General features: G+C 32.6%; 24 protein-coding genes and 1 pseudogene. 1 reads left to right on the plus strand and 24 read right to left on the minus strand.

Annotated elements, in window-relative coordinates; genetic code table 11:
• Nucleotides 1-91: 91 nt before the first annotated feature.
• From ACZ446_RS13455 to ACZ446_RS13545, 19 genes and pseudogenes are all read right to left on the minus strand, one after another.
• A pseudogene (locus ACZ446_RS13455) lies at nucleotides 92-256 on the minus strand (peptide ABC transporter substrate-binding protein); the annotation flags it as partial.
• Nucleotides 257-388: 132 nt separating this feature from the next.
• A complete protein-coding gene (locus ACZ446_RS13460; RefSeq protein ID WP_464393057.1) occupies nucleotides 389-1,561 on the minus strand; it encodes a M20 metallopeptidase family protein in 1,173 nt (390 codons plus the stop codon).
• A 39-nt stretch (nucleotides 1,562-1,600) separates the two neighbouring features.
• Nucleotides 1,601-2,362, minus strand: coding sequence for a glutamine amidotransferase (locus ACZ446_RS13465; RefSeq protein WP_464393058.1), 762 nt, complete (start codon nucleotides 2,360-2,362; stop codon nucleotides 1,601-1,603).
• A gap of 91 nt (nucleotides 2,363-2,453) precedes the next feature.
• Nucleotides 2,454-3,737, minus strand: coding sequence for an ArgE/DapE family deacylase (locus ACZ446_RS13470; protein WP_464393059.1), 1,284 nt, complete (start codon nucleotides 3,735-3,737; stop codon nucleotides 2,454-2,456).
• Nucleotides 3,738-3,754: 17 nt separating this feature from the next.
• A complete protein-coding gene (locus ACZ446_RS13475) occupies nucleotides 3,755-4,690 on the minus strand; it encodes a nucleoside hydrolase (protein ID WP_464393060.1) in 936 nt (311 codons plus the stop codon).
• A gap of 83 nt (nucleotides 4,691-4,773) precedes the next feature.
• Nucleotides 4,774-5,709 (minus strand): ABC transporter permease, encoded by a 936-nt coding sequence (locus tag ACZ446_RS13480; RefSeq protein WP_464393061.1) that lies wholly within the window; start codon nucleotides 5,707-5,709, stop codon nucleotides 4,774-4,776.
• Entirely contained in the window at nucleotides 5,702-6,790 is a 1,089-nt protein-coding gene (locus ACZ446_RS13485) for an ABC transporter permease (RefSeq protein WP_464393062.1), read from the minus strand. Before ACZ446_RS13485 ends, ACZ446_RS13480 begins: the two co-directional genes overlap by 8 nt.
• Nucleotides 6,787-8,313, minus strand: a complete 1,527-nt coding sequence (locus ACZ446_RS13490) for an ABC transporter ATP-binding protein (protein ID WP_464393063.1) — start codon at nucleotides 8,311-8,313, stop codon at nucleotides 6,787-6,789. The genes ACZ446_RS13485 and ACZ446_RS13490 overlap by 4 nt, the downstream gene beginning before the upstream one ends.
• Nucleotides 8,314-8,394: 81 nt before the next feature.
• Nucleotides 8,395-9,432: a BMP family lipoprotein gene (locus ACZ446_RS13495; protein WP_464393064.1), complete on the minus strand. Its 1,038-nt coding sequence runs from the start codon at nucleotides 9,430-9,432 to the stop codon at nucleotides 8,395-8,397.
• A gap of 86 nt (nucleotides 9,433-9,518) precedes the next feature.
• Nucleotides 9,519-10,523 (minus strand): LacI family DNA-binding transcriptional regulator, encoded by a 1,005-nt coding sequence (locus tag ACZ446_RS13500; RefSeq protein ID WP_464393065.1) that lies wholly within the window; start codon nucleotides 10,521-10,523, stop codon nucleotides 9,519-9,521.
• 128 nt (nucleotides 10,524-10,651) lie between these two features.
• A complete protein-coding gene (locus tag ACZ446_RS13505) occupies nucleotides 10,652-11,404 on the minus strand; it encodes a sulfite exporter TauE/SafE family protein (RefSeq protein ID WP_464393066.1) in 753 nt (250 codons plus the stop codon).
• Nucleotides 11,405-11,439: 35 nt separating this feature from the next.
• Nucleotides 11,440-12,405: an ABC transporter permease gene (locus ACZ446_RS13510; RefSeq protein WP_464393067.1), complete on the minus strand. Its 966-nt coding sequence runs from the start codon at nucleotides 12,403-12,405 to the stop codon at nucleotides 11,440-11,442.
• Complete coding sequence (locus ACZ446_RS13515) at nucleotides 12,395-13,387, minus strand: ABC transporter permease (RefSeq protein ID WP_464393068.1); 993 nt, start codon at nucleotides 13,385-13,387, stop codon at nucleotides 12,395-12,397. Before ACZ446_RS13515 ends, ACZ446_RS13510 begins: the two co-directional genes overlap by 11 nt.
• Complete coding sequence (locus ACZ446_RS13520; RefSeq protein WP_464393069.1) at nucleotides 13,380-14,747, minus strand: ArgE/DapE family deacylase; 1,368 nt, start codon at nucleotides 14,745-14,747, stop codon at nucleotides 13,380-13,382. The genes ACZ446_RS13515 and ACZ446_RS13520 overlap by 8 nt, the downstream gene beginning before the upstream one ends.
• On the minus strand, nucleotides 14,744-16,273 hold the full coding sequence (locus tag ACZ446_RS13525) for a sugar ABC transporter ATP-binding protein (RefSeq protein ID WP_464393070.1): 1,530 nt from the start codon (nucleotides 16,271-16,273) through the stop codon (nucleotides 14,744-14,746). The genes ACZ446_RS13520 and ACZ446_RS13525 overlap by 4 nt, the downstream gene beginning before the upstream one ends.
• 70 nt (nucleotides 16,274-16,343) lie before the next feature.
• Nucleotides 16,344-17,336 carry an autoinducer 2 ABC transporter substrate-binding protein gene (locus tag ACZ446_RS13530; RefSeq protein WP_464393071.1) on the minus strand — a complete coding sequence of 331 codons (993 nt, stop codon included), beginning with the start codon at nucleotides 17,334-17,336 and terminating at the stop codon, nucleotides 16,344-16,346.
• A gap of 72 nt (nucleotides 17,337-17,408) precedes the next feature.
• A complete protein-coding gene (locus ACZ446_RS13535) occupies nucleotides 17,409-18,314 on the minus strand; it encodes a ribokinase (RefSeq protein ID WP_464393072.1) in 906 nt (301 codons plus the stop codon).
• Nucleotides 18,315-19,160 (minus strand): BtpA/SgcQ family protein, encoded by an 846-nt coding sequence (locus tag ACZ446_RS13540; protein ID WP_464393073.1) that lies wholly within the window; start codon nucleotides 19,158-19,160, stop codon nucleotides 18,315-18,317.
• An 84-nt stretch (nucleotides 19,161-19,244) separates the two neighbouring features.
• Entirely contained in the window at nucleotides 19,245-19,982 is a 738-nt protein-coding gene (locus tag ACZ446_RS13545) for a GntR family transcriptional regulator (RefSeq protein ID WP_464393074.1), read from the minus strand.
• 293 nt (nucleotides 19,983-20,275) lie between these two features.
• Here ACZ446_RS13545 and ACZ446_RS13550 point away from each other — a divergent pair, with 293 nt between their 5' ends.
• Complete coding sequence (locus ACZ446_RS13550; RefSeq protein WP_464393075.1) at nucleotides 20,276-21,013, plus strand: YaaA family protein; 738 nt, start codon at nucleotides 20,276-20,278, stop codon at nucleotides 21,011-21,013.
• Between the two features lie 152 nt (nucleotides 21,014-21,165).
• Here ACZ446_RS13550 and ACZ446_RS13555 read toward each other — a convergent pair whose 3' ends face one another.
• The 5 genes from ACZ446_RS13555 to ACZ446_RS13575 all read right to left on the minus strand — a co-directional run bounded on the left by ACZ446_RS13555 (nucleotide 21,166) and on the right by ACZ446_RS13575 (nucleotide 26,833).
• Nucleotides 21,166-21,720: a BMC domain-containing protein gene (locus ACZ446_RS13555; protein WP_464393076.1), complete on the minus strand. Its 555-nt coding sequence runs from the start codon at nucleotides 21,718-21,720 to the stop codon at nucleotides 21,166-21,168.
• Between the two features lie 49 nt (nucleotides 21,721-21,769).
• Entirely contained in the window at nucleotides 21,770-22,150 is a 381-nt protein-coding gene (locus ACZ446_RS13560) for a PH domain-containing protein (RefSeq protein WP_464393077.1), read from the minus strand.
• Nucleotides 22,151-22,315: 165 nt separating this feature from the next.
• Nucleotides 22,316-24,274, minus strand: a complete 1,959-nt coding sequence (tkt, locus tag ACZ446_RS13565; protein WP_464393078.1) for a transketolase — start codon at nucleotides 24,272-24,274, stop codon at nucleotides 22,316-22,318.
• Nucleotides 24,275-24,287: 13 nt separating this feature from the next.
• Nucleotides 24,288-24,557 carry an HPr family phosphocarrier protein gene (locus ACZ446_RS13570; RefSeq protein WP_464393079.1) on the minus strand — a complete coding sequence of 90 codons (270 nt, stop codon included), beginning with the start codon at nucleotides 24,555-24,557 and terminating at the stop codon, nucleotides 24,288-24,290.
• A 41-nt stretch (nucleotides 24,558-24,598) separates the two neighbouring features.
• A complete protein-coding gene (locus tag ACZ446_RS13575) occupies nucleotides 24,599-26,833 on the minus strand; it encodes a BglG family transcription antiterminator (RefSeq protein WP_464393080.1) in 2,235 nt (744 codons plus the stop codon).
• Nucleotide 26,834 lies beyond the last annotated feature (1 nt).

The raw sequence follows: 26,834 nt of genomic DNA on the forward strand, positions 1-26,834 counted from the left end.
TTTGATTTTTATATTTAAAATTTATATACATATAATAACTTTACAACTCTTATCTATCTAATAAGTGACAGGTAGCAAAATGTCCCTCTAAATATTCTTTATATAAATAATGGAGCAAGTTTACAACCTGTGCCTGAACTGAAACATCAATTGCAGATACGGGCTCATCTGCAATAATTAATTTAGGAGCTACAGCTAATATTGCTACACCTATTCCCTGACTCTGTCCAACACTAAATTCATGATAGTAACAGTTAATATCTCGTCTTATTGCCAGCATTTCTATTTTAAGCTTAACCTAAAAAATAACCCCTATCAGCAAATAGATTTTGGTCTTTAACTCTACTTACTATAGGGGCTAAATGATTTTTATAAATTTTGACTAATTCTAGCTCATCAATTTTAATACTATGCCTAATAATGCTTTAACACCTGGAATCAGTATTTTTTCATTAATATTATATTCTGCATCGTGTAGTTTACCACTTTCTTCCCCAGAACCCAGGAAGAAGTAGCTGCCTGGAATCCTTTTTACAAACAAAGCAAAATCTTCGCCAACCAGAGAGGCATTTTCTATATATTTAACTTCTGGCAGCTCAGAATCTGTATTTAAGGCATCAAAAATTAACTCATTTACTTTACTGTCATTTACCAGAGCAGGAACTAATTTATCATATTTTAAATTATATGAGCCTTCGATCGTTAAATTATCCAATATTTTTTTCATGTTTTGAAATATTTGCTCTCTAACATTTTCATTTAAGCTTCGAACTGTACCTTTTAACTTAACTTGATCAGGTATGATATTAAATGCAGTTCCAGCTTCAATCTGGCCGATGCTGATCACAGCTGAGTCCAGGGGATTCAGTTTTCGGCTTATTATAGTCTGTATTTGGTTAATAAAGTTATTCATCATTATAACTGGATCATTGCTTTTATGCGGTTCTGAACCATGCCCACCTCTACCTAATAAATCAACTTCAAATTTATCAACAGCTGCCATAATTGAATCATTTTTCAAACCAATTTGACCAACAGGCAGCTCAGGCCAATTATGAAAACCTAATATATAATCAATTTTACTTTCTGCTAAAAATCCACTTTCGAGCATTGCTTTTGCTCCCTGCAGTTTTTCTTCAGCTGGCTGAAAAATAAATTTAACATTACCATCAATCTTTTTTTTAAGGCTGGATAAAACCTTTGCAATCCCCAGGCCAATGGCAAGATGACTATCATGACCACAGGAATGCATTATCCCCTCATTTTGGGATTTATACTCTAAATTATTTTTTTCAACAACAGGCAGAGCATCCATATCGATTCTAATAGCAACTGTTTTATTATTAACAGAATCACTCTTTAGATCTGCAGCAATACCAGTCCCACCAATTCCAGCTTCAACTTCATAACCCTGAGACTCTAGAAAGTTCTTAATAAACTTTGCTGTTTCAACTTCTTTGAAACTCAGCTCAGGATTGCTGTGAAAATGCCTTCTAATTTTAACAATCTCTTCTTCTAAACTATCCCAATCAAATAAATTATTAATCTTATAATCAGACATATTTTATCCTTTCATGAATTCAATCAATAATTTAAGCTTTTATTCAGTATCAGCGGATAACCAATCAATCAGCTGTCCCCATAATTTATCATACTGATCCCATTCGATAAAATCTTTAGACCCCCAGTGCGGAGCACAGTCAGAGGCAAAAGCAGCAGTTCTACCTTTTTTAAATTCTCCAGCTACTAAAAAGGGATCATCATTTTCTTTGCTTTTAGCAAGAACTACTGCATTTTCATCAGCACTAAACTGGTTATATCCTAAAAACATAGGCCAAGTTTTATCTAAACCAGCAGTAATTTCATGCTCTGTAGTTACTTCAGGATACATACCTTCTGGCACCTCTACTCTATCATCAACAGCTCTCATTTTAATCGGTAATACTTCTTCCACAGGTGTATCTTTATATCTTGCTTTAGCATCAACTCCCTGGAAAGATAAGTAGCCACCTATCATTAAAAAGCCTCCACCATTTTCAACATATTTTTTGATTAACTTGAGTCTATTTGTAGTAGGTATTGACTTTTCAAAAGTATCTGGATGAAGTAATAATGTATTTGCACCAATGTCACTTAAAATCAAAACCTGATATTGATTAATCTCCTCTTCAGAAGTTGGAAATTCACTTGAAGCACGGTGATTTGGAATAAAATCAACTTCATAATCAGCTTTTTCTAAAGCATTAATTAACCATTCTGCCCCTTCTTCATATTTACTGGTATAAAAAGTATCAAAACCTTTTATATGGGTTGAAAATGTTTCCCAACTTTCTCCAACAAGTAATACTTTTTTATTAGTCATTTTAATAACCTCCATATCATTTATTTAAAAATTATTTTACTCCTCTTCTCTCTTTTATAAGGCTCCTACAAAACAACCCACAACTAAAAAACTAACTTTTTTCTATTCCACACCAATCAGCTATAAATTCAGCGTAACTTAAAATGCTGTTAATATATTGATCAACAGAAATTTTTTCATCAATACTATGAGCATCTTCAGGATAACCTGGTCCATAAACAATAGTAGGTGTTTTAGAAATATTTTGTAAAAGTCGAGCATCATTACCGGCAGGAGATGCTGTTATTTCCTTATCTTTCGGGATATATTTTTTGAAAGTTTTTACTAAATCATGTTCTTTAGATATTTCATATGGGCTTCCTTCCTGGTAAACTTCAATTTCTAGTGGATTTTCTTTTAACCAGGGATCTCCCTGAACAGCATTATTAAGAGCCTGTTCTACATCATCTTGAATTTTTTCTTTTTCTAAACCTGGATAATAATGCAAGCATAATTTGAATTCACAGTTTGAAGGTACAGTAGATCCTGCTTCTCCACCTTTGATAACTCCAATATTTAACGTTGGAGGTGGCATTAAAGGATGCTTATACTCCATAAGCCATTTATGTTCCATTTCTTCTAAAGCATCAATTAATTTTATAGCCTTTTTTATCGCATTAACACCTCTCCATTTTTGAGATGAATGAAGAGATTTACCTTTGACACCAATCTTATAAAATATAAATCCCATATGCCCAACCTGTAAATTTAGTGAGGTAGGCTCACATATTACAGCTCCATCTGCCTTATATCCTTCCTGTACTAAACCAAGAGTTCCATTTCCCCCACCTTCTTCATCAACAACACTTTCAAAAATGACATCTCCCTTTAATTTATAGCCAGCAGCTTGAATAAGATCAACTGCCAGTAATGAAGCAGCCAATCCACCTTTCATATCACAACTGCCAAGCCCATAAATATTACCATCAATTTCTTCACCTAAAAAAGGATCATGCTGCCACATATCTTTTTCTCCGTATGGCATGGTGTCAATATGCCCATTTAAAATTAGAGACCTGCCATCTCTACTTCCAGAAAACTCGCCTACTAAATTAGGACGATCTTCGTAATTATGACCTGGGTTACCTTCATTGTACTTTTCTATCGCTTCCTGAATTTTTTCTTCTTTCATTTCCACATATTCTGCCTTACCACCGAGGTCTTTGATCAGCTTTTCTAGATACTGCTGTCCTTTAAGCTCATACCCGCCATCTATTCCATGACCAACAACTCTCGTATCAAGTTTTACCAAGTCTTTTAAGACCTCAAGATATCTACCTTTATTTTCTTTGAGCTTAATTTCTAAACTATTTTTTAACTCTTTATTTAAATTCATAATTTCCTCCAATCAAGTTACTCATATTTTGCAAGATTTTCAATTAAAATATCCCAGAAAAGATCTTGATTTAAGGTAATAGCGACATCGGTGTTCTTAGGCTGATCACTTTTATGATTAAAGTCACAGACAGTACGGCCATAAGTTAATTTGCTGTCAACTTCAACATCAACCCGCATATGTTCGGTTGTAAATACATCATCATCAATTAATTTAGCTACTGCACAGACATCGTGAAGCGGTGGTGCTTCGAAACCAAAAACCTCAAAATACGCTTGACCAAAGAATTCAAGCAGTTCAACTACTAGATCTCCAACTTTATTATCTAGATCTTTAATTCTATCTATAATTTCTGGATATGCTTTCGCCTGATGTGTCAAATCTAGACCAGCCATTGTAATTGGCAGACCGCTCTCAAAAACTATTTTTGCTGCTTCTGGATCAACATATATATTAAATTCTGCTGATGCAGTCTCATTTCCTGTACCATAAGCTCCACCCATTAAAACTATTTCTTTAATATTTTCTTTAATTTTAGGTTCTTTTTTAAAAGCCATAGCAATATTGGTCAGTGGTCCGGTTGGAACTAGGATTAGATCTCCATCTGCTTTCATTGCTTCTTCAATAATAAAATCTACAGCATGCTGCTCTTCAGTTTCGATTTCTGGCTCTGGGAATTTAGGTCCATCAAGACCTGTATCACCATGAATATCCTGAGCAATTACCTGTTCTCTAACTAAAGGTTGATCCATACCTGAATAAATCGGAATATCTGTAAGTCCAGCAAAACTACAGATATTTAAGGTGTTCTGCAGTGTTTTTTCTAACACTTGATTTCCGGCAACTACTGTAATTCCTCTTAAATCTAAAGCTTCAGACTTTGCAGCAAGTAAAATTGCTACTGCATCATCATGTCCTGGGTCTACATCTAATATTATCTTCTTCTTTTTCATTATTTATTCCTCCAATTTTAATTCCATATCTAAATCCAAAAATAATTATTTTTTCATTAATAATATTTTGAAGCTGTGTATTTTTATTTAAATATATCGTCTGAATCAGAATCTTTTTTCCTTCTTAATCTTATAGTACCAATCGTTATTGCAATTACTGTTGCCAAATAGGGTATCATTAGCATAAACTGTGATGGTAAACCAAGACTACTCTGTAAATTGTTACCAAGTGCTTCAGTAAATCCAAAAAACAAGCTGGCAAACCAGGTTTTAATAGGAGTTATTCCTCCAAAAAACATTGCAGCTACCCCAATAAAACCTCTTCCATTTGTCATATTTTCAATAAATTGAGTCGTATAACCTAAAGATAAATGTGCACCAGCGATTCCTCCCATAATACCACTAACAACTAAAGTCTGATATTTCTTTAAAGTCACATTTATTCCAGCGGCTTCAACAGCTTCTGGTCGATTACCAACAAAGCGAATTCTTAAACCCCAGGTAGTCTTGTAAATTATAATAAAGAAGATAAAAACCAGAATTATTGATAGATAATCGGTAAGTAAATATCCGCTCAAAATACTGTTCAAAACAGGAATATTCTCTATGATCGGTATGTCAATTTCTGGAATCGGAACAATATCGGGACTGTAAAAACTACCAGAAGTTTCAAAAATATTCACTAATAAAAATCTTGTAAAAGCTATAGCAAATAAGTTAATAGCAATCCCTGCCACAAAGACATTTGCCTTAAATTTAAGATGTAAAACTGCTATTATTAAGGCCAAAATTATACCTGCAATAATTGCAGCTGTAATACCTGCTACCCAACTACCTGTAAAATAACTGACTGCTACCGAAATAAAGGCCGTTGTCAACATAATACCTTCAACACCAATATTTGTAACACCCGAAAGCTCAGTAACTATTAAGCCCATTGCTGCAAGTGTAATTGGAGTGGACATTCTAACAGCTGCTCTTAATATATTTAAGTTTAAAATCAATCCTAATTTATCCAACTTCCATCACCTCTTCATCTGAGCTATTTTGAGAACTTACACTAGATTTTTTAATATCGATAATTATCTTTGCTGCTGCAAAAAGAATTATTAAAGCTTCGATAATGCCAACTACTTCTTTAGGTATACCTGTAAATCTCTCCATTCCGATTGACCCTGAGCGTAATACTGCAATAAAAAAGGCTACAAAAGGTAATGCCTTGAGATTATTTCTTGATAAAAAGCCAATCATAATTCCGTCAAAACCATACCCGGGTGAAAATTGATCTATAAAATAACCATGAATCCCTGTTATTTGAATTCCACCAATTAGTCCCCCCACCATTCCACTCATAATAACTGTCATAACTACAACTATCTTAGATTTCATACCTATATACTGAGAAAAAAATGGATTATTACCAACAGACTTGATTTTGTAACCAACTGTAGTTTTGCTAAAAAGCCAGATAAAAAAGATTAAAACACCTAAACCAATAAAGAGACCTATATTGGCTCGACTGGGAAACATAATCTTTGGTAACATGGCTGAATCCTGAAGGTTAGGAGTCTGTGGAATTCCAACATTAGGATTTTTAAAGGGATGATTAACTATATAACTTGTAAGCTGAATTGCAACATAGTTAAGCATAATAGTTAAACAGACCTCATTTACATTAAATTTTGCATTTAAAAAACCAGGAATTAGAGCCCATAATCCTCCAGCAATTGCTGCTCCCATAAGTACTATTGGGATATGTAATACAGCAGGCAATCCTGTTATATAAACTCCTAAAAAGGCAGCAGTTATAGCCCCAAAGTAGAGCTGCCCTTCAACACCAATATTAAAAAATGAAACTTTGGCAGCAATAATAAATGCTAAACCAGATAAAAGCAGAGGTACAAATCTTTCTAAAGTCCCTCCAAAATTAAATTTCCCACTAAATGCTCCCTTAATCATTTCTGTGTAAGCAACTGCAGGACTGTAGCCTAAAAACATAATAACAATTGTACCAATAATAAATGCTGCAGCTAAAGCTATAAGCACATTAATCATTGTTTGATGTTCATATAAGATTTGGATAAGTGATTTTTTCTTCAAGCTGAATCACCCCTTTGTTCAACTCCACCAGTCATTAAATAGCCTAGTTTTTCTTCTGTTGCTTCTTCACGCTTAACCTCTCCGACAATTTCTCCTTCATACATTACTATAATTCTATCACTTAAAGTCATAATTTCTTCCAAATCAGCTGAAACTAAAAGAACTCCTTTTCCCTTTTCTCTTTCTTCTAATAAAATAGATCTTATAAATTCCATAGACCCAATATCTACACCTCTGGTCGGCTGAGCAGCTACTACAAAATCAGCACCTTCTGATACTTCTCTAGCTACAACTACTTTCTGCATATTACCTCCAGATAAATTTCCAACTTCAATTGTGGTTTTAGGAGGTCGAACGTCAAATTTTTCGATTAAATCTTCAGCATATTTTTTTACTTTATCAAATTGAATTATTATTCCTTTAGAAAATGGATTGTCAAACAATTTGTTTGCAATTAAATTTTCTTGAATTGTCATCTCTTTGCAGACCCCCATTATATTTCTATCTTCTGGAATATGGGCCAGTCCTTTACGGCGAATTTCTAAAGGAGATAAATTACTAATTTCTTCTTTATTTAAAATCACTTCACCTTCGTTAAAGCTCTTCAAGCCTGTTAAGATTTCAACCAATTCACTCTGACCATTACCATCAACTCCAGCAACTCCCAGGATTTCTCCTTTTTTAACATTAAAAGATATGTTGCTTAATGAAGAAAGCTCTCTTTTTCCTTTCGCACTTAAATTTTTTACTTCTAATACATTTTCACCCTTTTTAGTTTCTTCTGGTGAAAAATCAAGAAAGACTTCTCGTCCAACCATAAGCTTGGCTAATTTCTTTTTACTTGCTTCCTCATTTGTTAATGTGTCAACTTTTTCTCCATCTCTCATAACAGTCATTCTATCTGCGATTTCTAAAACTTCGTCTAATTTATGAGAAATAAAGATTATTGTCTTTCCATTTTCTTTTAGAAAATTAATTGTCTTAAATAATTCTTCTGTTTCCTGAGGTGTTAAAACAGCTGTTGGCTCATCCAAAATTAAATACTCTGCCCCTCTGTAAAGAGACTTAAGTATCTCTACTCTTTGAGCTTCCCCAACTGAAATGTTTTGAACTTTTTGATTTAAACTGATAGAAAAACCATATTCTTCTGCTAAAGAATTTATTTTTTTATAGGCTGAATTATAATCTAAAAAGATCTTATTATCAGTTTCAAACCCTAATATAATGTTTTCAAGCACTGTCATTTCAGGAGAAAGCATAAACTCCTGGTGAACCATTCCAATTCCTAAGTCCATAGCAGCTTTAGCACTTTTAATGTCAACATTTTTCCCATCAATACTGATTTCTCCATCATCTTTTTCATAGATTCCATAAAGAATCTTCATTAAAGTTGATTTTCCTGCTCCATTTTCTCCTATCAGTGCATGTACTTCACCTTTATTTACAGAAAAATCCACATGATTTAAAGCTACTACATTTGGAAATTCTTTGTACATATTTTTCATATCAATTACTTTTTCCATATTTTCACTTCCTTATCTATTAAAGTGAATTAAAAAAAGGAGGTATAAATATAAATTATACCCCCCTTTATAATTTAAAAACTATTCACGAGAAAAGCCTTCATAAGATTCTACTTCAATTTCACCATTTTTGACTTTCTCAGTTAGTTCATTAACTCTATCTAATATTTCTTGAGGGAATTTGTCTCCTAAAGCTTCCTGCATTACAGTCATATCGGTTAGTCCTACACCACCATTAGAAAGGTCCATACTAACAATTTTTCCGCCTCTGAACTGATCTTTAACAACATCTTCAATCATTAAATAAGTTGCTCTATCTACTCTTTTCATCATACTTGTTAAAATATGTCCTGGATAAATATCATCCTGATTTAAGTCAACACCAACTGCATACTTATCTGCTTCTTGAGCTGCTTCTAAAATACCTCTACCAGTACCACTAGCAACATTCATTACAATATCTGCACCCTGATCATACTGAGAAAGGGTAAGCTCTTTTCCTTTGAGTGGATCATTAAAAGTCCCAGCAAATGAAACTAAGATTTCCATATCAGGATCTATATACTTTGCACCCTGCTTATAACCAACAAGGAAATCATGTAATACTGGAATGTCCATTCCACCAACCCAACCTATAATATTTTCAGAGTTAACACCGTCAATTTCATCATGCTTGGTAAACATAGCAGCTGCTGCACCAGCTAGGAAAGACCCTTCATTCTGAGCAAAAATTGCAGATGCAACATTGTCCTGATTAACAACACCATCAATTAATGCAAACTTAGTATTTGGGAAGTTCGGTGCATTTCTTTTAATAATTTCCTGGAACTGTGTAGATACACCAATAACTAAGTCATAACCGGAGGAAGCCATAGCAACTAAGTTTTGCTCCCATTCTGACTTTTTACCTGATTCTAAAATCTTATATTCAATATTATAGTCTTCAGCAGCTCTCTCCAAGCCTCTAAAAGCACTATCATTAAAAGATTCGTCTCCTAAAAATCCGGAAAGCACAAGTGCTACTCTAGTTTTATCCTGTGCCTGAGCCTCAGCCCCAGCAAATGCAACAAAAGAAATTAAAAATACAGCAATTAAAGATAATGTGACTAATTTTTTCATTAATAAAACCCTCCTTGTAGTTTTTGAAAGTTTCTGAATCTAAAACTGACTTCCCCCTTTATCACCTCCAATTAGTATTTTACAGTTTAACTCTCTAACTTTTTTACAGACTGTCTTTCAACTAGCTCGGTATTTAAAACAACATCTTCGTGAAATTCTTTATTATTTTCAATGAGATCTAATAATATTTTGGCTGCTATTTTACCTAATTTATTTTTAGGCTGTCTCATTGTTGTAAGTTTAGGTTGAACCAGGGAAGAAACATCTATGTCATCATGACCAATGATCGAAATATCGTCTGGGATTTTTAATTCATTCTCATCCAAAACTTCATATGCTCCTAAAGCCATCAAATCATTGGCAAAAAATACTGCTGTTGGATTTTCATTTTTAAGCATTTTTTTCATTGCAGTATAACCAGATTTTTTACTGTAATTTCCGTTTATCACTAATTTATCAATAAAATTTATATTATTATCTTTTAAAGCCTCTTTATAACCCTTCAATCTATCTATGGCAGGTTTAGTATTCAGATCACCAGTAACATGTCCTACTTTTTTATGCCCCAAATTTATCAAATATTCTGTAGCTTTATATGCAGATAGTTTATTATCAACGCTCACCATCGGATACTTTAATTCAGGGATATTTCTGTCTAGCTGAACAATTGATAAATTACTTTTTTTTATAGTATTTAAATCCATTACTGATTCACTGGATAAAGACATAATAATTCCATCAACACGATTATTAATTAATAAGTCAATAGAACTTTTTTCTTGTTTTATTTGGTTTTCTGTATCACAGATTATAACAGAATAACCATAATCCTTTGTTTTATGTTCTACACCTTTAATTATTTCAGGAAAAAAAGGATTACTAATATCAGGAATTATTAACCCTATTGTTTTAGTTTTTTTTAAAACAAGCCCTCTTGCAATATTATTTGGTTGATAATTATTTTTATTTATTATTTTCTGAATTTTTTCTTTAGTACTATCACTAACATCAGGTTTATTATTTATAACCCGAGAAACTGTGGTAGTAGAAACATTTGCCTGTCTGGCAATATCTTTGATGGTGATTCCCATTCAAAACACCTCATATTATATCAAATTATCCAGTAAAGGGAACGTTTACGTAAACGTTAACAGTTAAAATTATATATTATTCTGAATAATTTGTCAAATTGTTTCTACACTTTAATCCATCTCATAAATTAAAATAATCCGAGTAAATTTAAAGCCATAATCATTACTGCTAATGTCAAGAATATTTTAACTAATTTTTCTCCCTTAGAGACAGCTAAAGTGCTCCCTAACCAGGCCCCAAATGCATTGCCAATTGATAGTGTAAAACCAATTCCCCAATTAATTTTTCCATTAAAAATGAATATCAAAAGCGAAGAAGTGATATAGATTGCTATAATAAAAACTTTTATACTATTTACTTTAACTAAGGAAATTCCTGTGATTAAAGAAAGAGCAGCAATAATTATTATACCAACTCCAGCTTGAACAAAACCTCCATAAATACCAATAAAGAAGAAAATAACAACTGCTGCTGCTTTAGTTTTAAAACTCAGCTCTTCTTTAGTTTGATGAAATTTAGAAATGGGATTCCATAAGATTAGTCCAAGCATAATTATCATTATTACTGCTAAAATTTTATTGAAAATAGCTTCTGAAATCGAGATAGCTAATTGAGCACCAATTATTGAACCAATTAAAGCAGGAACAGCCAAAATTAAACTTAAAGAAAAATTTGAGTACCCCTTTTTTTTGAAATTTGTAACAGCAATTAAATTTTCGATTAGTAAAGCAATTCTATTTGTCCCATTTGCAATTGGTGCAGGTAATCCTAAAAATATTAAAACTGGTAGTGTAATAAGTGATCCTCCGCCAGCTAAAGTATTTAAAAAACCACCTGCAGCACCAGCAATTAAAATAAGACCTATTTTATAAATAGACAATTTTATCACTCCAATAATTAAACAAATAGCTAAGTTTAATTTATATCAAAAAATTTATTAGCTAAAACTGCGAAAAGTAACAGTAATCCTAATACTGCCAACTGCCAGATTGTATTTATATTGGCAAGCTGCAAACCATAGGCAATCATAGTTATTATCAGAGCAGACAACATTGTCCCGGTTAAAGATCCTTCTCCACCCATAATACTTATACCACCAAGGACAGAAACTGTAATAGCCTGAAGTTCATAACCATAACCTGCATCAGGTCTTGCAGCCATCAACCAGGATGACATTACTATAGCTCCAAAAGCTGCTAATGTACCACTAATAGCATATAATAAAAGCCTTATTTTTTTTGTATCAATACCTGAAAGACCTGCAGCTTTATTATTAACTCCAATATGATACACTTTTCTTCCAAAATCAGTATTTTTCATTACCCAGTTTAAAATTAAATATAAAGGTAATACTATAAATAATACCTGGACTGGAGTCTGAAATATATATCCCTGACCAACAAAAGAAAATCTATCTGGAAAATCGGAGATTGGAATACCTCCTGTCAAGACCATTGCTAATGCCCCATAAGCATACAGAGCTCCAACAGTAACAACAAAAGCTGGCATTTCAATATATGAAATCAAAAAACCATTTATTGAGCCAATTATAAAACCAAATATAAGTGTTAAAATACAGGCCAGCCAGATATTCAAACCTGCTGAAACGAGCATACCTAAAATTACTCCTGATAAACTGAGGACAGAACCTACACTTAAATCAATTCCTCCTTCTCCTCCAAGTATTACTAGGGATTCTCCTAAAGAAATGAGTGCGATAACTGCCCCAAATTGAGTCATTCCTAATAAACTTTCAACTGAAAGAAAATAGGGTGATAAAAATGTCATAATAATTAGGGTCAATAAATTTAATCCTAGTAAAAAGAAGATCCTATTTGAAAATATATTTTTAAAATCAATTGCTTCAGATTTAAGCTGCATTTAGTTCACCCTCCAAACTTTGTTTTTCTTTTTTATTACTCATCATATCTATTCCTATAGATACAATTATTAAAATACCAATAACTGCTCGTTCCCAAAGTGATGGGATTCCTAATAACAAAATTCCATTCTGCATAACATTTATGAAAAACACACCTAATAAAGTTCCGATAACTGAACCTTTTCCACCTGTTGCTGCTGTTCCACCAATTATTACTGCTGCTATAGCTTGAAGCGGTAAGTCATTACCAATCGTAATTTCAACCCCACCCATTCTACCAATATATGCTATAGCTGCTATTGCGGTTAAAGCACCAACAGTCATATAACTGTATACTAAAGTTCTTTTTACTTTTATTCCAGCAAGTCTAGCACATTCCTGATTATTGCCAATTGCATAAATTTTTCTGCCAAACTTCCTTTTGTTTGTAACTACCCAAAATAGAAAATATAAGGCAAAAATTAAAATTAATGAAATAGGTATACCGATAAAACTTTTATTTAAAAAACTAAATACAGGAGGGACTCCAGAGATCCATTTCCCACCTAAAAGACCAAATATAACTGCCCGCCAGAGATTCATTGTACCTAAAGTTGCTATAATTGGTGGCACTTTACCATATCCAACAAGTAACCCATTTATTCCTCCCAGCAAAGCACCTAAAATCAATGCCAAAATAACTACTATAATGGGGTTAAAACCGGCCATTAAAAGCTCACTTATAAATATAGCTACAACTCCCAGAACTGAACCAACTGAAACATCAATTCCTCCCATTAGAATTACAAGTGTCATACCTATTGAAACTATAGCAAGGTCAACAGAAGTCATCAAAATGCTCCTAAAATTACCTATTGAAAGAAAAAACTCCGTAACTATAGAGAAAAATACAATTTCTATAATCAGCATAATAAGTATGCCTAATTCTCTACGACCTAAAAAAGAGAGTTTGTTTTCTAATTTTTTAAACAAGTTATTCAATAGCCTTTCCTCCTTTTGAACTACTCATTCCACACCAATCAATAATAGATTTAGTAATTATTTTTGTTATGGTTTTTAGTTCCTCTAATTCTATATTTTCATTATTTTGATGTGCAACTTCTGGTTTTCCAGGACCAAAATTTATTATATTAGTACCATTTTCAATAAGTAAACCCATATCAGTATGGCTTGTTACCCCTTGAACTATTGAATTACAGCTATTATTTTTAGAATAAGCTTTTGAATATTCTTCGGTGTTATTCTTTAAAACATTTATAAATGGATGTTCAACTGGAACCTCTCCACAATCTGCATCAATCATCCATTCAATTTCAGGAGGATGATTTTTAAGCCAGGAATCAACTTCAGAAGCCTTTTTAATAATTTCTTCTATTTCTTCTTTTACTCTTGAGCCTAAACCATTTTCATCTTTTTCTGAAGGTAAGTACTGAGCATTAAAAACTATCTCTACCTTTTCAGCATATGTTGTTGGATAACTTCCACCATTAATTTGAGCCGGTATGATCTGACATGGTATAGGTAACAGCGGATGTTTTTTGCTTTTAGACCAATCCTCATTAATATTATCTATAATATCAAGTATAAATCTTGCTTTTTTTAAGCCATCAACTGCTCCTCCATCTTTCCAATGAGGCTGCTTCATTTCAATATGTCCACTTTTTCCTCTAACAATAATTTTACCCCAAAGAATGCCTCGGCAGAGTGGTGCTACCTTTAAAGAGGTAGGCTCGGCTAAAATACCAGCATCTGCTTTGTATTCTTTAACAGCAAAGTCAAGTGTCCCCATGCCGCCAGCTTCTTCATCAACTACACTACCAAATAATATATCACCGTCAATTTCCAAATCTAAATCTTTAATTATTTTAAGAGCCATCAGCATTGCCGCAATACCACCTTTCATGTCGGCAGTACCACGACCATATATTTTCCCATCTTTTACTACACATTTAAAAGGATCACTATCCCAACCTTCTCCTACATCAACAACATCTATATGACCAAAAAGAAGTATAGAGTTGGCTCCACTGCTATTTTGGCCAGGTATTTTCGCATATAAATTAGGACGATTTGTGAAATCTCTTCCTTCATAATAACCAGCCTTATCTTTGTATTCTCTCAATTTTTCAGTATCTGGTTCCCATAGTTTAATTTCTGCTCCTAAATCTTCTAAATAATTTTTAATAAAAATTTGGGCTTCCTTTTCTTTATTTAAATTAGGATCTTTTTTAAACCAGGGATTAACTGTAGGAATTTCAACTAATTTTTTTAATAAAGAAATTAACTCATTTTCATTTTCAGATATATATTTTTCTATTTTTGCAGAAACTTCATTTATCATACTACCTCCACCTTTTCACTCTCTATACCTATTGCTGCTCGCAGCACATTTTCTTCATTAGCTGTTTCCATTGAAAATCTTTCCTGTATTTTACCTTCATGGAAAACAATTAAATTATCAGAAAGGGCCAAAACTTCAGTTAATTCTGATGAAATACATATAATAGCAAAACCCTGATCTGCAAGTTCTCGGATCAACTCATGGATTTCTGATTTTGTTCCAATATCGATTCCTCTTGTAGGTTCATCTAAGATTAAAAGTTTTGGCTCAACAGCTAACCACCTTGCCAAAACAACTTTTTGTTGATTTCCACCACTTAAGCTCGAAACAGGTGCATTGATAGAGCTGGTTTTTATATTAAGAATATCTGTATATTTTTCAGATACTTGTTTTTCCTTTTTTTGGTTTAATACGATAGAGAATTTTCTAAGCCAGGGCAAAATAGCTGTGCTGACATTTTTTAAAACTGACATAACTGAAAATGTTCCCTGAGTTCCTCTGTCTTCTGGTAAATATGCAATACCCTTATCTATAGCTGCTCTCGGAGATGATATATCCAACTTATTCCCATCATAAAAAATTTCTCCCTGCTCAAAATCAAGATCCCCAAATATACTGCGTGCAATTTCACTTCTACCGGATCCTACTAAACCATAAAAACCAAGAATTTCTCCTTCTTTTACTTCAAAATCTATATTGCTGTATACACCTTTTTTTGAGATTTTATTTACTTTAAGAACAGTTTCTGCGTCTTCTTTGATACTCCTTTTCTGTCTTCTTAGCTTTATTTCTCTACCTGACATAAGTTTAACTAATTTATCTTCGTCAGCCTCTTCTATAGGCATATAGCCAACTTGTTCACCATCTCTTAAAATAGTTATATAATCAGAGATATTAAAGATTTCTTCCATCCGGTGACTAATATATAAAATAGATGTGCCCTCATTTTTTAATTGAGATATTATTTTAAATAATCTATCAGCCTCTGACTGGCTTAATATTGATGTTGGTTCATCTAAAATTAATATGGATGCATCATGATAAATTGCCTTAGCAATTAAAACCATCTGTTGAGTACCAATAGTAAGTTCTGACATACTTTTAACTGAAATTTCACCTGGAAGATCGAATTTTTCTAAAGCTTTGTATGTTTCATTCTTCATTTTTTTCCAATCTAAATTTCCGGTCGAAGTTAGAATTTCTTTACCAGAGAAAAAATTCTCCATAACTGAAAGGTAAGGATAAAAAACAGGTTCCTGATACACAATGGAAATTCCTTTATTCATCGCATCTCTTGGATTATTAACACTAACTTTTTTTCCTTTTAAATATATCTCACCACTGTTTTGTTGAAGTGCTCCAGAGATTATTTTCATCATTGTCGATTTTCCTGCACCATTTTCTCCAACAATCGAATGTACAGTTCCTTTTTTTAATTTAAGATCTACATTTGTTAAAGCTTTTACACCACCAAATGATTTACTAATATTTTTTAGTTCAAGCTCATATTCGTAGCTATTATTCATTTGCTTACCACTCCATCCTGAAATAATGGTTTTTCCGGAGGAGATATCTCCTCCGGAATTTAAGTTTTAATTAAAAATCAAAATTATCTACATTTTCTTCAGTAATAACAAGTGGAGGACCTAATAATAAAATTTTATCTTCTGGATACCATTTAACCGGGTCATCTAAACCAGGTACATTATTAACTTCCTCAAATTCTTCTCCTTTGGCAAGTTTCATTCCAGCCCAGGCTGTTAAATAACCTAACTCTTTAGGGTTCCATAAGATAGAAGCCTCCATTACACCATTTTTAATTTGTGAACGAACTGTGTTTGGAGAACCATAGCCAATTACTTTAACCTGACCTGTTTTTCCCATAGTCTGAACAGCTTGAGCAACTCCAGGCACAGTTGTAGACGCTACAGCAACAAGCCCTTTTAAATCAGGCTGTTTAGTCATTAATTGCTGTGCTTTTCTAAAAGCATCTTCACTTGATCCACCAGAAGTATAAAGAACTTCAACAATCTCTATCTCAGGATATTCAGCTTCAACTCTCTCCTGCATATATTCAATCCATGCATTTAAATTAGTAGCTGTTGCTTCACCAGAAATAATACCTATTTTACCTTCATTGTCAATTTGAGATGCAAGTTCATCAATTAAAGTATAGCCAAGATCTTTGTTCATTGCTTGAGCAACAAAGGCCTGTCTTTTACTATCTTTAGAACTATCACTATCAGAAGTAAGTACAGAAATACCTTTTTCACGAGCTTTAGCAATTATTGGATTAATTGATTCTGGATCTAACACAGAAATTGAGATAGCATCATATTCCTGTCTAATTAGACTGTCCATAATTTTTACCTGTTCAGGAGCACTTGTTTGCGTTGGTCCAGTATAAGTAAATTCAAAGCCAAATCTTTCAGCAGCTTCATTTCCTCCTTCTTCCATAGCACTAAAATATGGAATACCAATTAATTGTGGTATAAAAGCTACTTTTAATTCTTCTTCTGCTGCTGCCGATGTTCCTACTGCACCTAAAATTAATAAAGAAATTATCAAGATTGTTAATAGTTTTTTCATTTTTTTCCTCCTTTGATTTTTAAAAATAATAAGAAAATTCAGATTAAAAAATTAGTTGACCCCTCCTCATTTTTATTTATTGGTATACTCTGCAAGTTCTGGTATGGAAGGCATAGCTCCATACCTGGTTACAGAAATAGATGCTGCTTTATTAGCAGCCCTTACAGCATTTAATATATTTCCTTCAATAAGTTGTGATGCAAAAACTCCAATAAAAGTATCACCAGCAGCTGTTGAGTCAACAGCTTCTATCTTTTCAGCTGCTATATGGGTTTCAAAGTCTTTATTAACTATCACTACTCCCTTTTCGCCTAAAGTGATAATTATATTATCAACTTTATTTAATAGTTTTCTACCTGCCTTTTTTGAATCTTCAATATTCTTTACCTCTAAATTAGATAAATAGCTGGCTTCTATTTCATTAACTATTAAATAATCTACAAGTTTTAAAATATTTTCAGATATAGGTCTTACAGGTGCTAGATTTAAAATTATTTTATTTTTCAATTCTTTGGCTTTTTTTATAAAATATTCACCTACATCTTTTTCGATATCCCAATGTAGTAAAACATATTTGCTTTTTTCTAAAACAGGTACTATTTTATCAATATCTGATTTTGTCAGCTTTTTATTAGCACCCGGGTGAGTAATTATAAAATTTTCACCTTTCTTAGAAGTAGCTATCAGAGAAACCCCTGTACTTGTTTCTTTTTCAAACACATAATCTATATTTACTCCACTTTTTTTCAATTCTTCTTTTAAAAAGTTCCCATTATTATCACGGCCAACTGCACCAATATAGACAACATTTTTGTTTGATTTCGCTATTGCTGCTGCCTGGTTAGCACCTTTACCGCCTGCAAATATAGAAAATTTGTCTGACTGAATTGTTTCACCTCCTACAGGAAGGTGGGGAACTTTTGCCACATAATCTACATTTGAACTCCCCAGAACTACAAAATCTGCTGTATTTTTCATTTATTTATTTTCCCTTACTTTATAAACCTCTTCCATTAATCTAGCAACTCTATCATAATCTACTTCATTCCACCATAAGCTATCTTTTTTTAACCAGCTACCAACTATAGAACCATCTGCCCATTTCAAAATTTTAGATGCATTATCGGCTGTTAAACCACTTCCTGTTATAACTGACAACTCTGTATTTTCTTTTATTGCTTGAACTTCGCTAACTTCAGTTGCATCACCTGTTCGATTACCTGTAGCAATTAACACATCTGCATCAAAAAAGATATTATCTCTTGTCTGTTCAGATATACTTCTATCAGCAACAATTGAATGGCTTCCATGTTTAACATGAACATCAGCAAAGATTTTAATTTCATCTCCTTTAATAGAAGAGCGATATCTCATTGCTTTAGCAGAAGCACCATTCATTATTCCTTCATTTGCCACATAAGCGTTAACCCATTGATTAACTCTTACAAATTCTGCTCCAACTGCCTTCGCAACAGCAAGACCTGGTATCGCGCCATTTGCTAAAATATTAATTCCAACCGGAAGCCCGGATTCCTCTTTAATTGGTTTTGAGACATAAGCCATTGCAGCTGATGTTTCATGGCCGATATCTTCGGGCCTTGAAAAAGGAAGATCCCAGGCGTTTTCTATTACAAGACCATCAACTCCACCTTTAACATATGTTTCTACTTCTTTAAGAGCAAATTCTATAACTTTATCAAGAGAATCCCCTTTGTAATGTGGTGCGCCTGGTAGTGGTTTTAAATGAATCATTCCTAAAATTGGTTTTTCTACTCCATAAATATTTTTTAATATATTCTCTTTATCTGGAAATACTTTACTCAAATTGATCACCTCATAAATTATTTTTAAAAACTAACTAATTCAGTTAATTTATCACTGAATTTCAAAATGAAAAATAAATAAACATTAATTACGGTAAAGTCTGAATGAATACTTATATTTATCAGCTCTGTAATGCATCTTTACATATTCAAATGCTTCATTATCATCAGTAAAAGTTATCCGATCTAATATTAGCAGTGGAAAATGCTCTTTTATCCCTAATAATCTACTTATATATTTATCAGCAATCCCCCCTTCTAAAGTCTCATCTGCATGACTAATTTTCACATTATGATTTTCTATGATGTCATACAGTGAATTGTTGATATCCATTTCCCTAATTTCAGTTATTGTCTCATCTCCCAAAACATTAGTGTCTAAATAACAGTCATGAATTCCAACTGCTTCCTCATTTATTAATCTTAACCTCTTTATATTTAAAAAAACTGTTTGAGGATCTGCATCCAATTTTCTGGCAATATCTTCGTTAATTACTTTTTTAATGTCAATTATTTTAGATTCAGGATTTAAACCTTTAGATTCAATATCCTCTGTAAAACTTGTTAGGTTCGGTAATTTATGTGATAACTTTGGAAAAGAGACATATGTGCCTTTACCCTGCTTCTTTTTGACTAAACCTTCATTTTCTAATTCTTTGATTGCCTGTCGAACAGTAATTCTACTAACTCCAAATTTTTTCTGAAGCTCTTTTTCAGATGGTATCATATCTCCCGGTTTCCAAATTTCTTCATTTATTTTTTCTTCTATTATATTTTTTAACTGAATATATAGTGGTAGATGATCATTTCTATCAACTTTCATTAAAATATCCCCCTTTTTTGGATAAACATCAGGTCGTTATAACGTGTTGTTTTAAAAAAATATACTCCTCTAGTATATTTCTATTTTATTATAACAGGATAACGTTATAACCTTTAAGGATATTATATAGTGTAATTTTATCTTTGTCAAGAATTTTCAGTTTTTTTGTTAAAATAATTTAATTTATAGTCAATTTTCTCTTATGTTTTATTTATAAAAGGGATAAACTATCTTATCTTGAATATATATATTAGGAAAATAATTCATTTAAGATAAAGGAAGGAATGATCACCATGAAAATAATTTTATCGCCAAGCAAAACTCAAAATCACGAAAGAAAAAGAAAAGAAAAAGGCAGAAATATTTTAAAAGAAGAAATGACTAAAAAATTATTCGATTATCTTAAATCTTTATCAAAAGAAGAACTAAAAAAGGAATTAGATATTCAGGGAAATCTTTTAGATAGAACCTATGAGCTGTATCAAGAACACAACTATGATGATCAAACTCTCCCGGCTATTGAGTGTTATAATGGCTCTGCATTTAAGCAAATTAATTTAGATAGCTACAATAAAGATCAGTTTTCATATATGCAGGAAAAACTTATTATAATTTCTCCAATGTATGGCCCCTTACATTCAGACACTGAGATATGGCCGTATAGACTAGAAATGAGACTAAAACCTAATGGGATTGACCTCAATGAATACTGGCAGGATGTAATGAGAGATTACTTTGATAATGTTGATTTAATAATTAACTTAGCCTCAAACGAATACAGTAAAGTGGTAGAAGATAATTATCAGGGAGAGATGATTGATTTCTATTTTAAAGAAGAAAAAGAGGATGGGAGCCTTAAAACAGTAGGCTATTATGTTAAACATAATCGAGGTAAACTGCTGAATGAATTAGTAAAAAACCAGGTTGAAAGCATTGATCAAATTAAAAAAATAAATTTAGACGGTTACAAATACAACGAAGAACATTCTACTGAAAATGAATTCTATTTTATTAAAGCATTTGAAAAATAATCTTTAACAATAAAGAATCCGCTAAATGGCGGATTCTTATTTTTTAATTCTAATCTTTATTAAATAAGATTCCCCAGAATAAGTTAATTATCGAGTAGCTATGCTAAGTAATTTAAAGTTAAAATAATTTCCTGTCTAATATACAATTAATTTCAAATTAAAGTATCAACCAACTCTTTTTCAGGAGAAGAAATTAATTTTTTTCCTAATAAATATTTATTATTATCTTTATTTGCTAATTCAGCTGCATCTAATCCTTGACGGCAGGCTTCAATACTTCCTGTAAAAATAATTAAAGATTTCCCGCCCGTTCTCATCCCTAAAACTAATTTAACTAATTCTACCTCTGCCGCTTTAACAGCTACATCTGCTGCTGTTATTCCTGAGGCTATACTTGAATATTCTAGAATTCCTAAAGAATTAATTTTATCTAACTTCTGTTTCTTATTCTGTATTAGATCAATTAAAGATTTGTTCACTTTAGAAATTACCATATCTTTTAGAAGATCTTTTTGGGCAGCTTTTACTCCAGCTTTAACCGAAGAATTAACAGCACTTATATCACCAGCAATTAAAATTATATATTTGCCTGGACAAATATATTTTGCCATAAGCAATTTTACATCAGCAGCTTTTAGCATCTGATTACTGGCTTCAATACCTGTTGAGATCCTTTTGAACTCTAATAAGCCAATTGAATCAATCATTTTCCCCTCCCCTTTTCTTGACAAAATAAAAAACAAACTAAAGTAATATTTAATCTAAAATATAACTAGCTAAAGTTCTTTGAATCTTTAAAATATCACTAGATTTTTTACCAAATTTCTTTTCAATTGGTTCAGCCAGACCTGCTGTCCAAAGTTTAAGTTCCGCATCTCGATCAAAAGTCCCCGCTGATTCAATACTAAAATGTCTTATATTTTTATAAGGGATTGTGTGATATTCAACTTTTTTACCAGTAACTCCCTGTTTATCTACTAAAATTAACCGCTTGTTTGTAAAAACAAAGTAATCTCTCAATATCTTATATCCACTCTCAATCTTTTCAGCATCAATTATTATTTCTTCTAACTCATTTTCCAACTTCTCTATCTCAACTTCTCCAGCATTTCCAAGAATCCCGTCTAATAAACCCATAAAAACCCCCTAATATTCTATAATTAAAATTTATATTAATTTATCTATTTATTATAATTCTATAATACTGAGAATAATCCTTTAATATTCTTGCATAAAATAAAAGAACTAAAATGGTTGTAATAATAATTGTACAACCACTTTAGTTCTAATTAGTCTTAATTTTCAACTGAAATGTTTTCTTATTTTTACTGCTATTTTTTCTGCTGTTAATCCAAATTCTGCTGCTATTTTTTCTCCAGCGGCACTGAAGCCAAACTCTTCAATGCCAAAAACTAGTGCATTCCCTCTCAAAATTCTGTACCATCCGGTTGGATTGCCAGCCTCTACCGCCACACTTAATTGAATATTTTGAAGCAGCTGCTCTAAATAATCTTGATTCTGATGCAATTTTTCTTTTTCAGGTGCAGAAATTATTCGAACTTTATAATCTTCTTTTAAAAGTTCTTTAACCTCCAGAGCGGTTTCAATTTCACTGCCGGAAGCCATAATAGCAATATCCGGTTCGGCTTCATCAGCAACTACAAAGGCTCCTTGGTTAAATTCTGCCGCGGTTAACTCCTTTTTATAACCTTTGACGCTTTGTCTGGCCATCACTAAAATTACCGGTTTACTATTTTCTTCAACTGCAGCCTTCCAGGCTAATTTAACTTCAACAGCTGTGGCAGGTCTAATAACTCTTAAACCAGGGATCATTCTTAAAGATTCAAGCTGTTCTATGGGTTGATGAGTAGGGCCATCTTCACCAACATAAATAGAATCATGTGTAAATACATAAATCACCGGTAATCCCATCAGAGCTGCCATCCTGATTGAAGGCCTCATATAATCAGAAAAGGTTAAATATGTTGCAGTGACAGGTCGTAATCCTTGATGAAGCATTATTCCTCCTGCTGCAGCTGCCATTGCATGTTCTCTAACTCCAAATTTAATATTTCTGCCGGAAAAATCACCTCTTTTAATATCAGAAAACTGATCAAGGTTAATTCTAGTCGAGGCTGATAAATCAGCAGTACCTCCAATTAAATAAGGAAGCTTTTCAGCCAACTTCTGATAGTATTTGCCTGCATAATTTCTAATCGGCTTTCCGACTTCTTCCATACTAAATAGGCTATCAAAATTCAAATCAACCTCAAGCTTAATTCCAGCTTTCAATTTTTGATATTCTTTTTCAAATTTTAAAGCATAGTTACTTTCAAGTTCCTGCCACTCTAAAAATGTTTTTTTGAGCTCAGCAAAGTTAGATTTAAAATAATCATAAACATCAGCTGAAACTTCAAAGTCACCTGTAGACAGTCCTGATTTTTTCTTCATTTTAATTATTTCATCTTTTCCAAGTGGTGATGCATGAGCAGAGCTATCACCCTCTTTGCCAGCAATTCCCTTTGCAATTACAGTATCTGCAATAATTAATGTTGGCCGCTCCTGATCTGACTTTGCCTTTTTAAAAGCAGCTTTCAAGTCAGAAAAGCTGCTGCCGTCTACAGAAGAAATAACCTGCCAGTTAGCTGAGTTAAATCTTTTTTTAATATCATCTATAAAAGTTATATCAGTTGCTCCGTCAATAGACACTCCATTATGATCATAAATAACTATCAGCTTATCAAGTTCCAAACTTCCAGCAAGAGAAGCTGCCTCATAACTTATACCTTCCATTAAATCTCCATCACCAGCTACCACATAGGTATAGTGATCAATTAAATTATAATCATTTTTATTATATTTTGCAGCTAAAATTTCTTCAGCAAGCGCTATACCGACAGCATGTGCAAGTCCCTGACCTAGAGGCCCTGTAGTCATTTCAACTCCAGGAGTTAGCCCATACTCTGGATGCCCAGGAGTTTTAGAATGAAACTTCCTATACTTTTTTAAATCTTCAAGACTCAAGCTATAACCACTAAGATGAAGCAGAGAATAAAGCCAGATCGAACCGTGTCCAGCAGATAAAACCAGACGATCTCTATTAAACCAATCAGGATCTTGAGGATTATATTTCATTTCCTCTGCAAAAAGATAGGCCCCAATTTCTGCACACCCCAGAGGCATTCCTGCATGCCCTGAACCAGCATATTCAACTGCATCTGCAGAAAGCGCTCTAACTGTATCAGCAATTTTTTGCAGCATTTATTTCACTCCTCTATTCTTCTGCCATCTGTTCATGAAGAAAGTTAACTAGTTCCTCAACTGCAGTTTCGGCATCTTCACCTTCGCATTTAATTGTTATTTCATTACCCTGACTTACTCCAAGACTTAAAACTCCCATTATACTTTTAGCATTAACCTCTTTTTTTCCATAAATAATTGTTATGTCTGATTTGAAAGTACCAGCTTTTTGCACAAATTTTGAAGCTGGCCTAGCATGCAGACCAGTTTCATTAGTTATTTCAACCTTTTTTTCCGCTCCCATTTTAACACCCTTTCTAAATTTAATTAATTATCTCCATATTTTTAATAATCTCTTATTTCATTGAAATTGTTCTGCAGCAGTTTATATGCAGCATCTTCAGATTCTACTACTAAAAGTTCATCCATTAGTTTTCTGTTATTTGCAAATTCCATAATGTCTGTAAGCGCGGGCATATGAGATTTTTTATCTACTGGTGCCAGCACAAAAATAAATTTTATTGGATCAAATTGATGACCAAGTTTAATCCCATTTCGAATCACCAATAAACTAATTGCAGCTTTTTTTACTCCATCTTCAATTCCAGCATGTGCCAGACAAATTTCTGGAGCAATAGCAATATAGGGACCCTTATCCTCTACAATTTCGATCATTTTTTCAATATAACGAGTCTCAATAAAATCCTTTTCTAAAAGCAGTCTTCCTGCTGCTTTAATTGCCTTTTTCCAATCTCCAACATTTTCAATTATTTCAATCTGATCTCTTGAAAGCATTTTTAGAAGATTATTTTTCTTATTTTTTACGTGACTTTCAGACTGCTTATTCTTTTTATCTGAAGCAAAATATGATTTTACTTTCTCCAAAGCTGCAGGGATCTGCTCCTTATCCAAAAACGGCCTCAATAAATCAATAATTTCTTCTGGCTTCAACTCAGAATTTTTAATAATCAGATTCTCATAATTTCTACTCAGTACTTCCTTTTTAGAATCATCTTTATCCTCTGCAAAAATTCCATATTCCATTTTTTGCTGCTGAAGATAGTCTTTAATTTTTTCAATATCCTTTTCTTCTAGAAATGGATTAACTTGAATTACATCTTTTGCTTCCAGACTTAAAGGAATAGTTGAAATCACAAAATCAATTTCTTTTAAAAGATCATTCCCTTCTAAACTGAGACTGGATAGACTGTCAACTATTTCAATAGCCTTAAACTCATTTTTAAGCCGAACTTCTAAAAGATTAGTAGTTCCCACACCACTGGAACAGACAATTGCAACTTTTGCTTTTTTCTTTTTTTGAAAATTAATCCTCTCCAGAGCAGCTCCAAAATGAATAGTTAGATAACCGACTTCATCTTCACTGATCTCGACATAGAATTCGCTCTGAATTAACCGTGCTGCTAACCTAGAAGCTTGAAAAACTTCTGCATATTTTTCTTTAATATCTTCAAGCAGAGGATTTTGAATTGGTAGATTGAAAATAATCCGATTAACAATTGCCTGCAGATGAACTAAAAGACCTGAATAGAGCTTCTGATCTTCTGACAAATTAGTAGAAAAATATTTTTCTACTACTCTAATCATTTCCTTCACTAAATATTCAAGCTCATTTTCGTTTAACTCACTGCTGGTTTTACCTTCCCTCATTTTTGCTCCCAGCAAATGAATAGTAATAAAACCTATCTCATCGTCTGGAATTTCTACAGGAAATTTTTCTTCCAGTAAGGCTGCTATTTTTTGAGCAATCTCAAATTCTTTTTTCTTTTTAATAATTTTCAATCTTTCAGGATCAATTTTTATATCCTGTTCTGCCAGCAGACGAGAAATTGCAAAAGCTATATGAACAATCAGCCCTGTAAATGCACTGTCAGTAAAACGAATTCCAAGTTCATTTTCTGCTACCTTAACCGCAGCTTCAATTTCTTCTAGATTTAGTTCACCTAAAAGATTTTTGATTTCTTTATTATATCCATGTTCTAGACGACTTTTAAAATCTACTTTTTTATTACTCTTGTTTAAAAGCTCGATCATATTACCTGTCTCGTAAGATTCATTTAGAAGACTTTTCATTGCATGCCTAATATCAATTTCAGCACCTTCAATTTGAACTCCATAATTTCTACGTCTAATTAAAGCAAGACCTCTACTGTTAAGCCATTTTTCAACCTCATCTAAATCCTTACTTACTGTTGCTGAGCTTACATCTAAAAGATCTGCCAGTTCAAAAATTAAGATTGGTTCCTTTTTCTGAAAAAGTCTATATAAAATTAAATACTTTCTCATTTTGGCTGAACGGAAATGACGGCTGTTGTAAAAATCATTAAACTCAGCAAAAACTTTAAACTGCTCCTCTGCTTCGCCTTCTAAAAATACACCAAAATTAGGTTTTTTAATCAGCTTTAAATCATACTTTTTAATTAAATCTTCAATCTCATTCAGGTCATAGCGAATTGTTCTGCTGCTTACATCAAGAATTTCAGAAAGAACCTGTATAGATACAGGCTCCTTCTGATCAACAAGATATTTATATAACTCAAATAACCTTGTACTTTTTTTCATT

This window comes from Halanaerobium sehlinense (assembly GCF_055379485.1).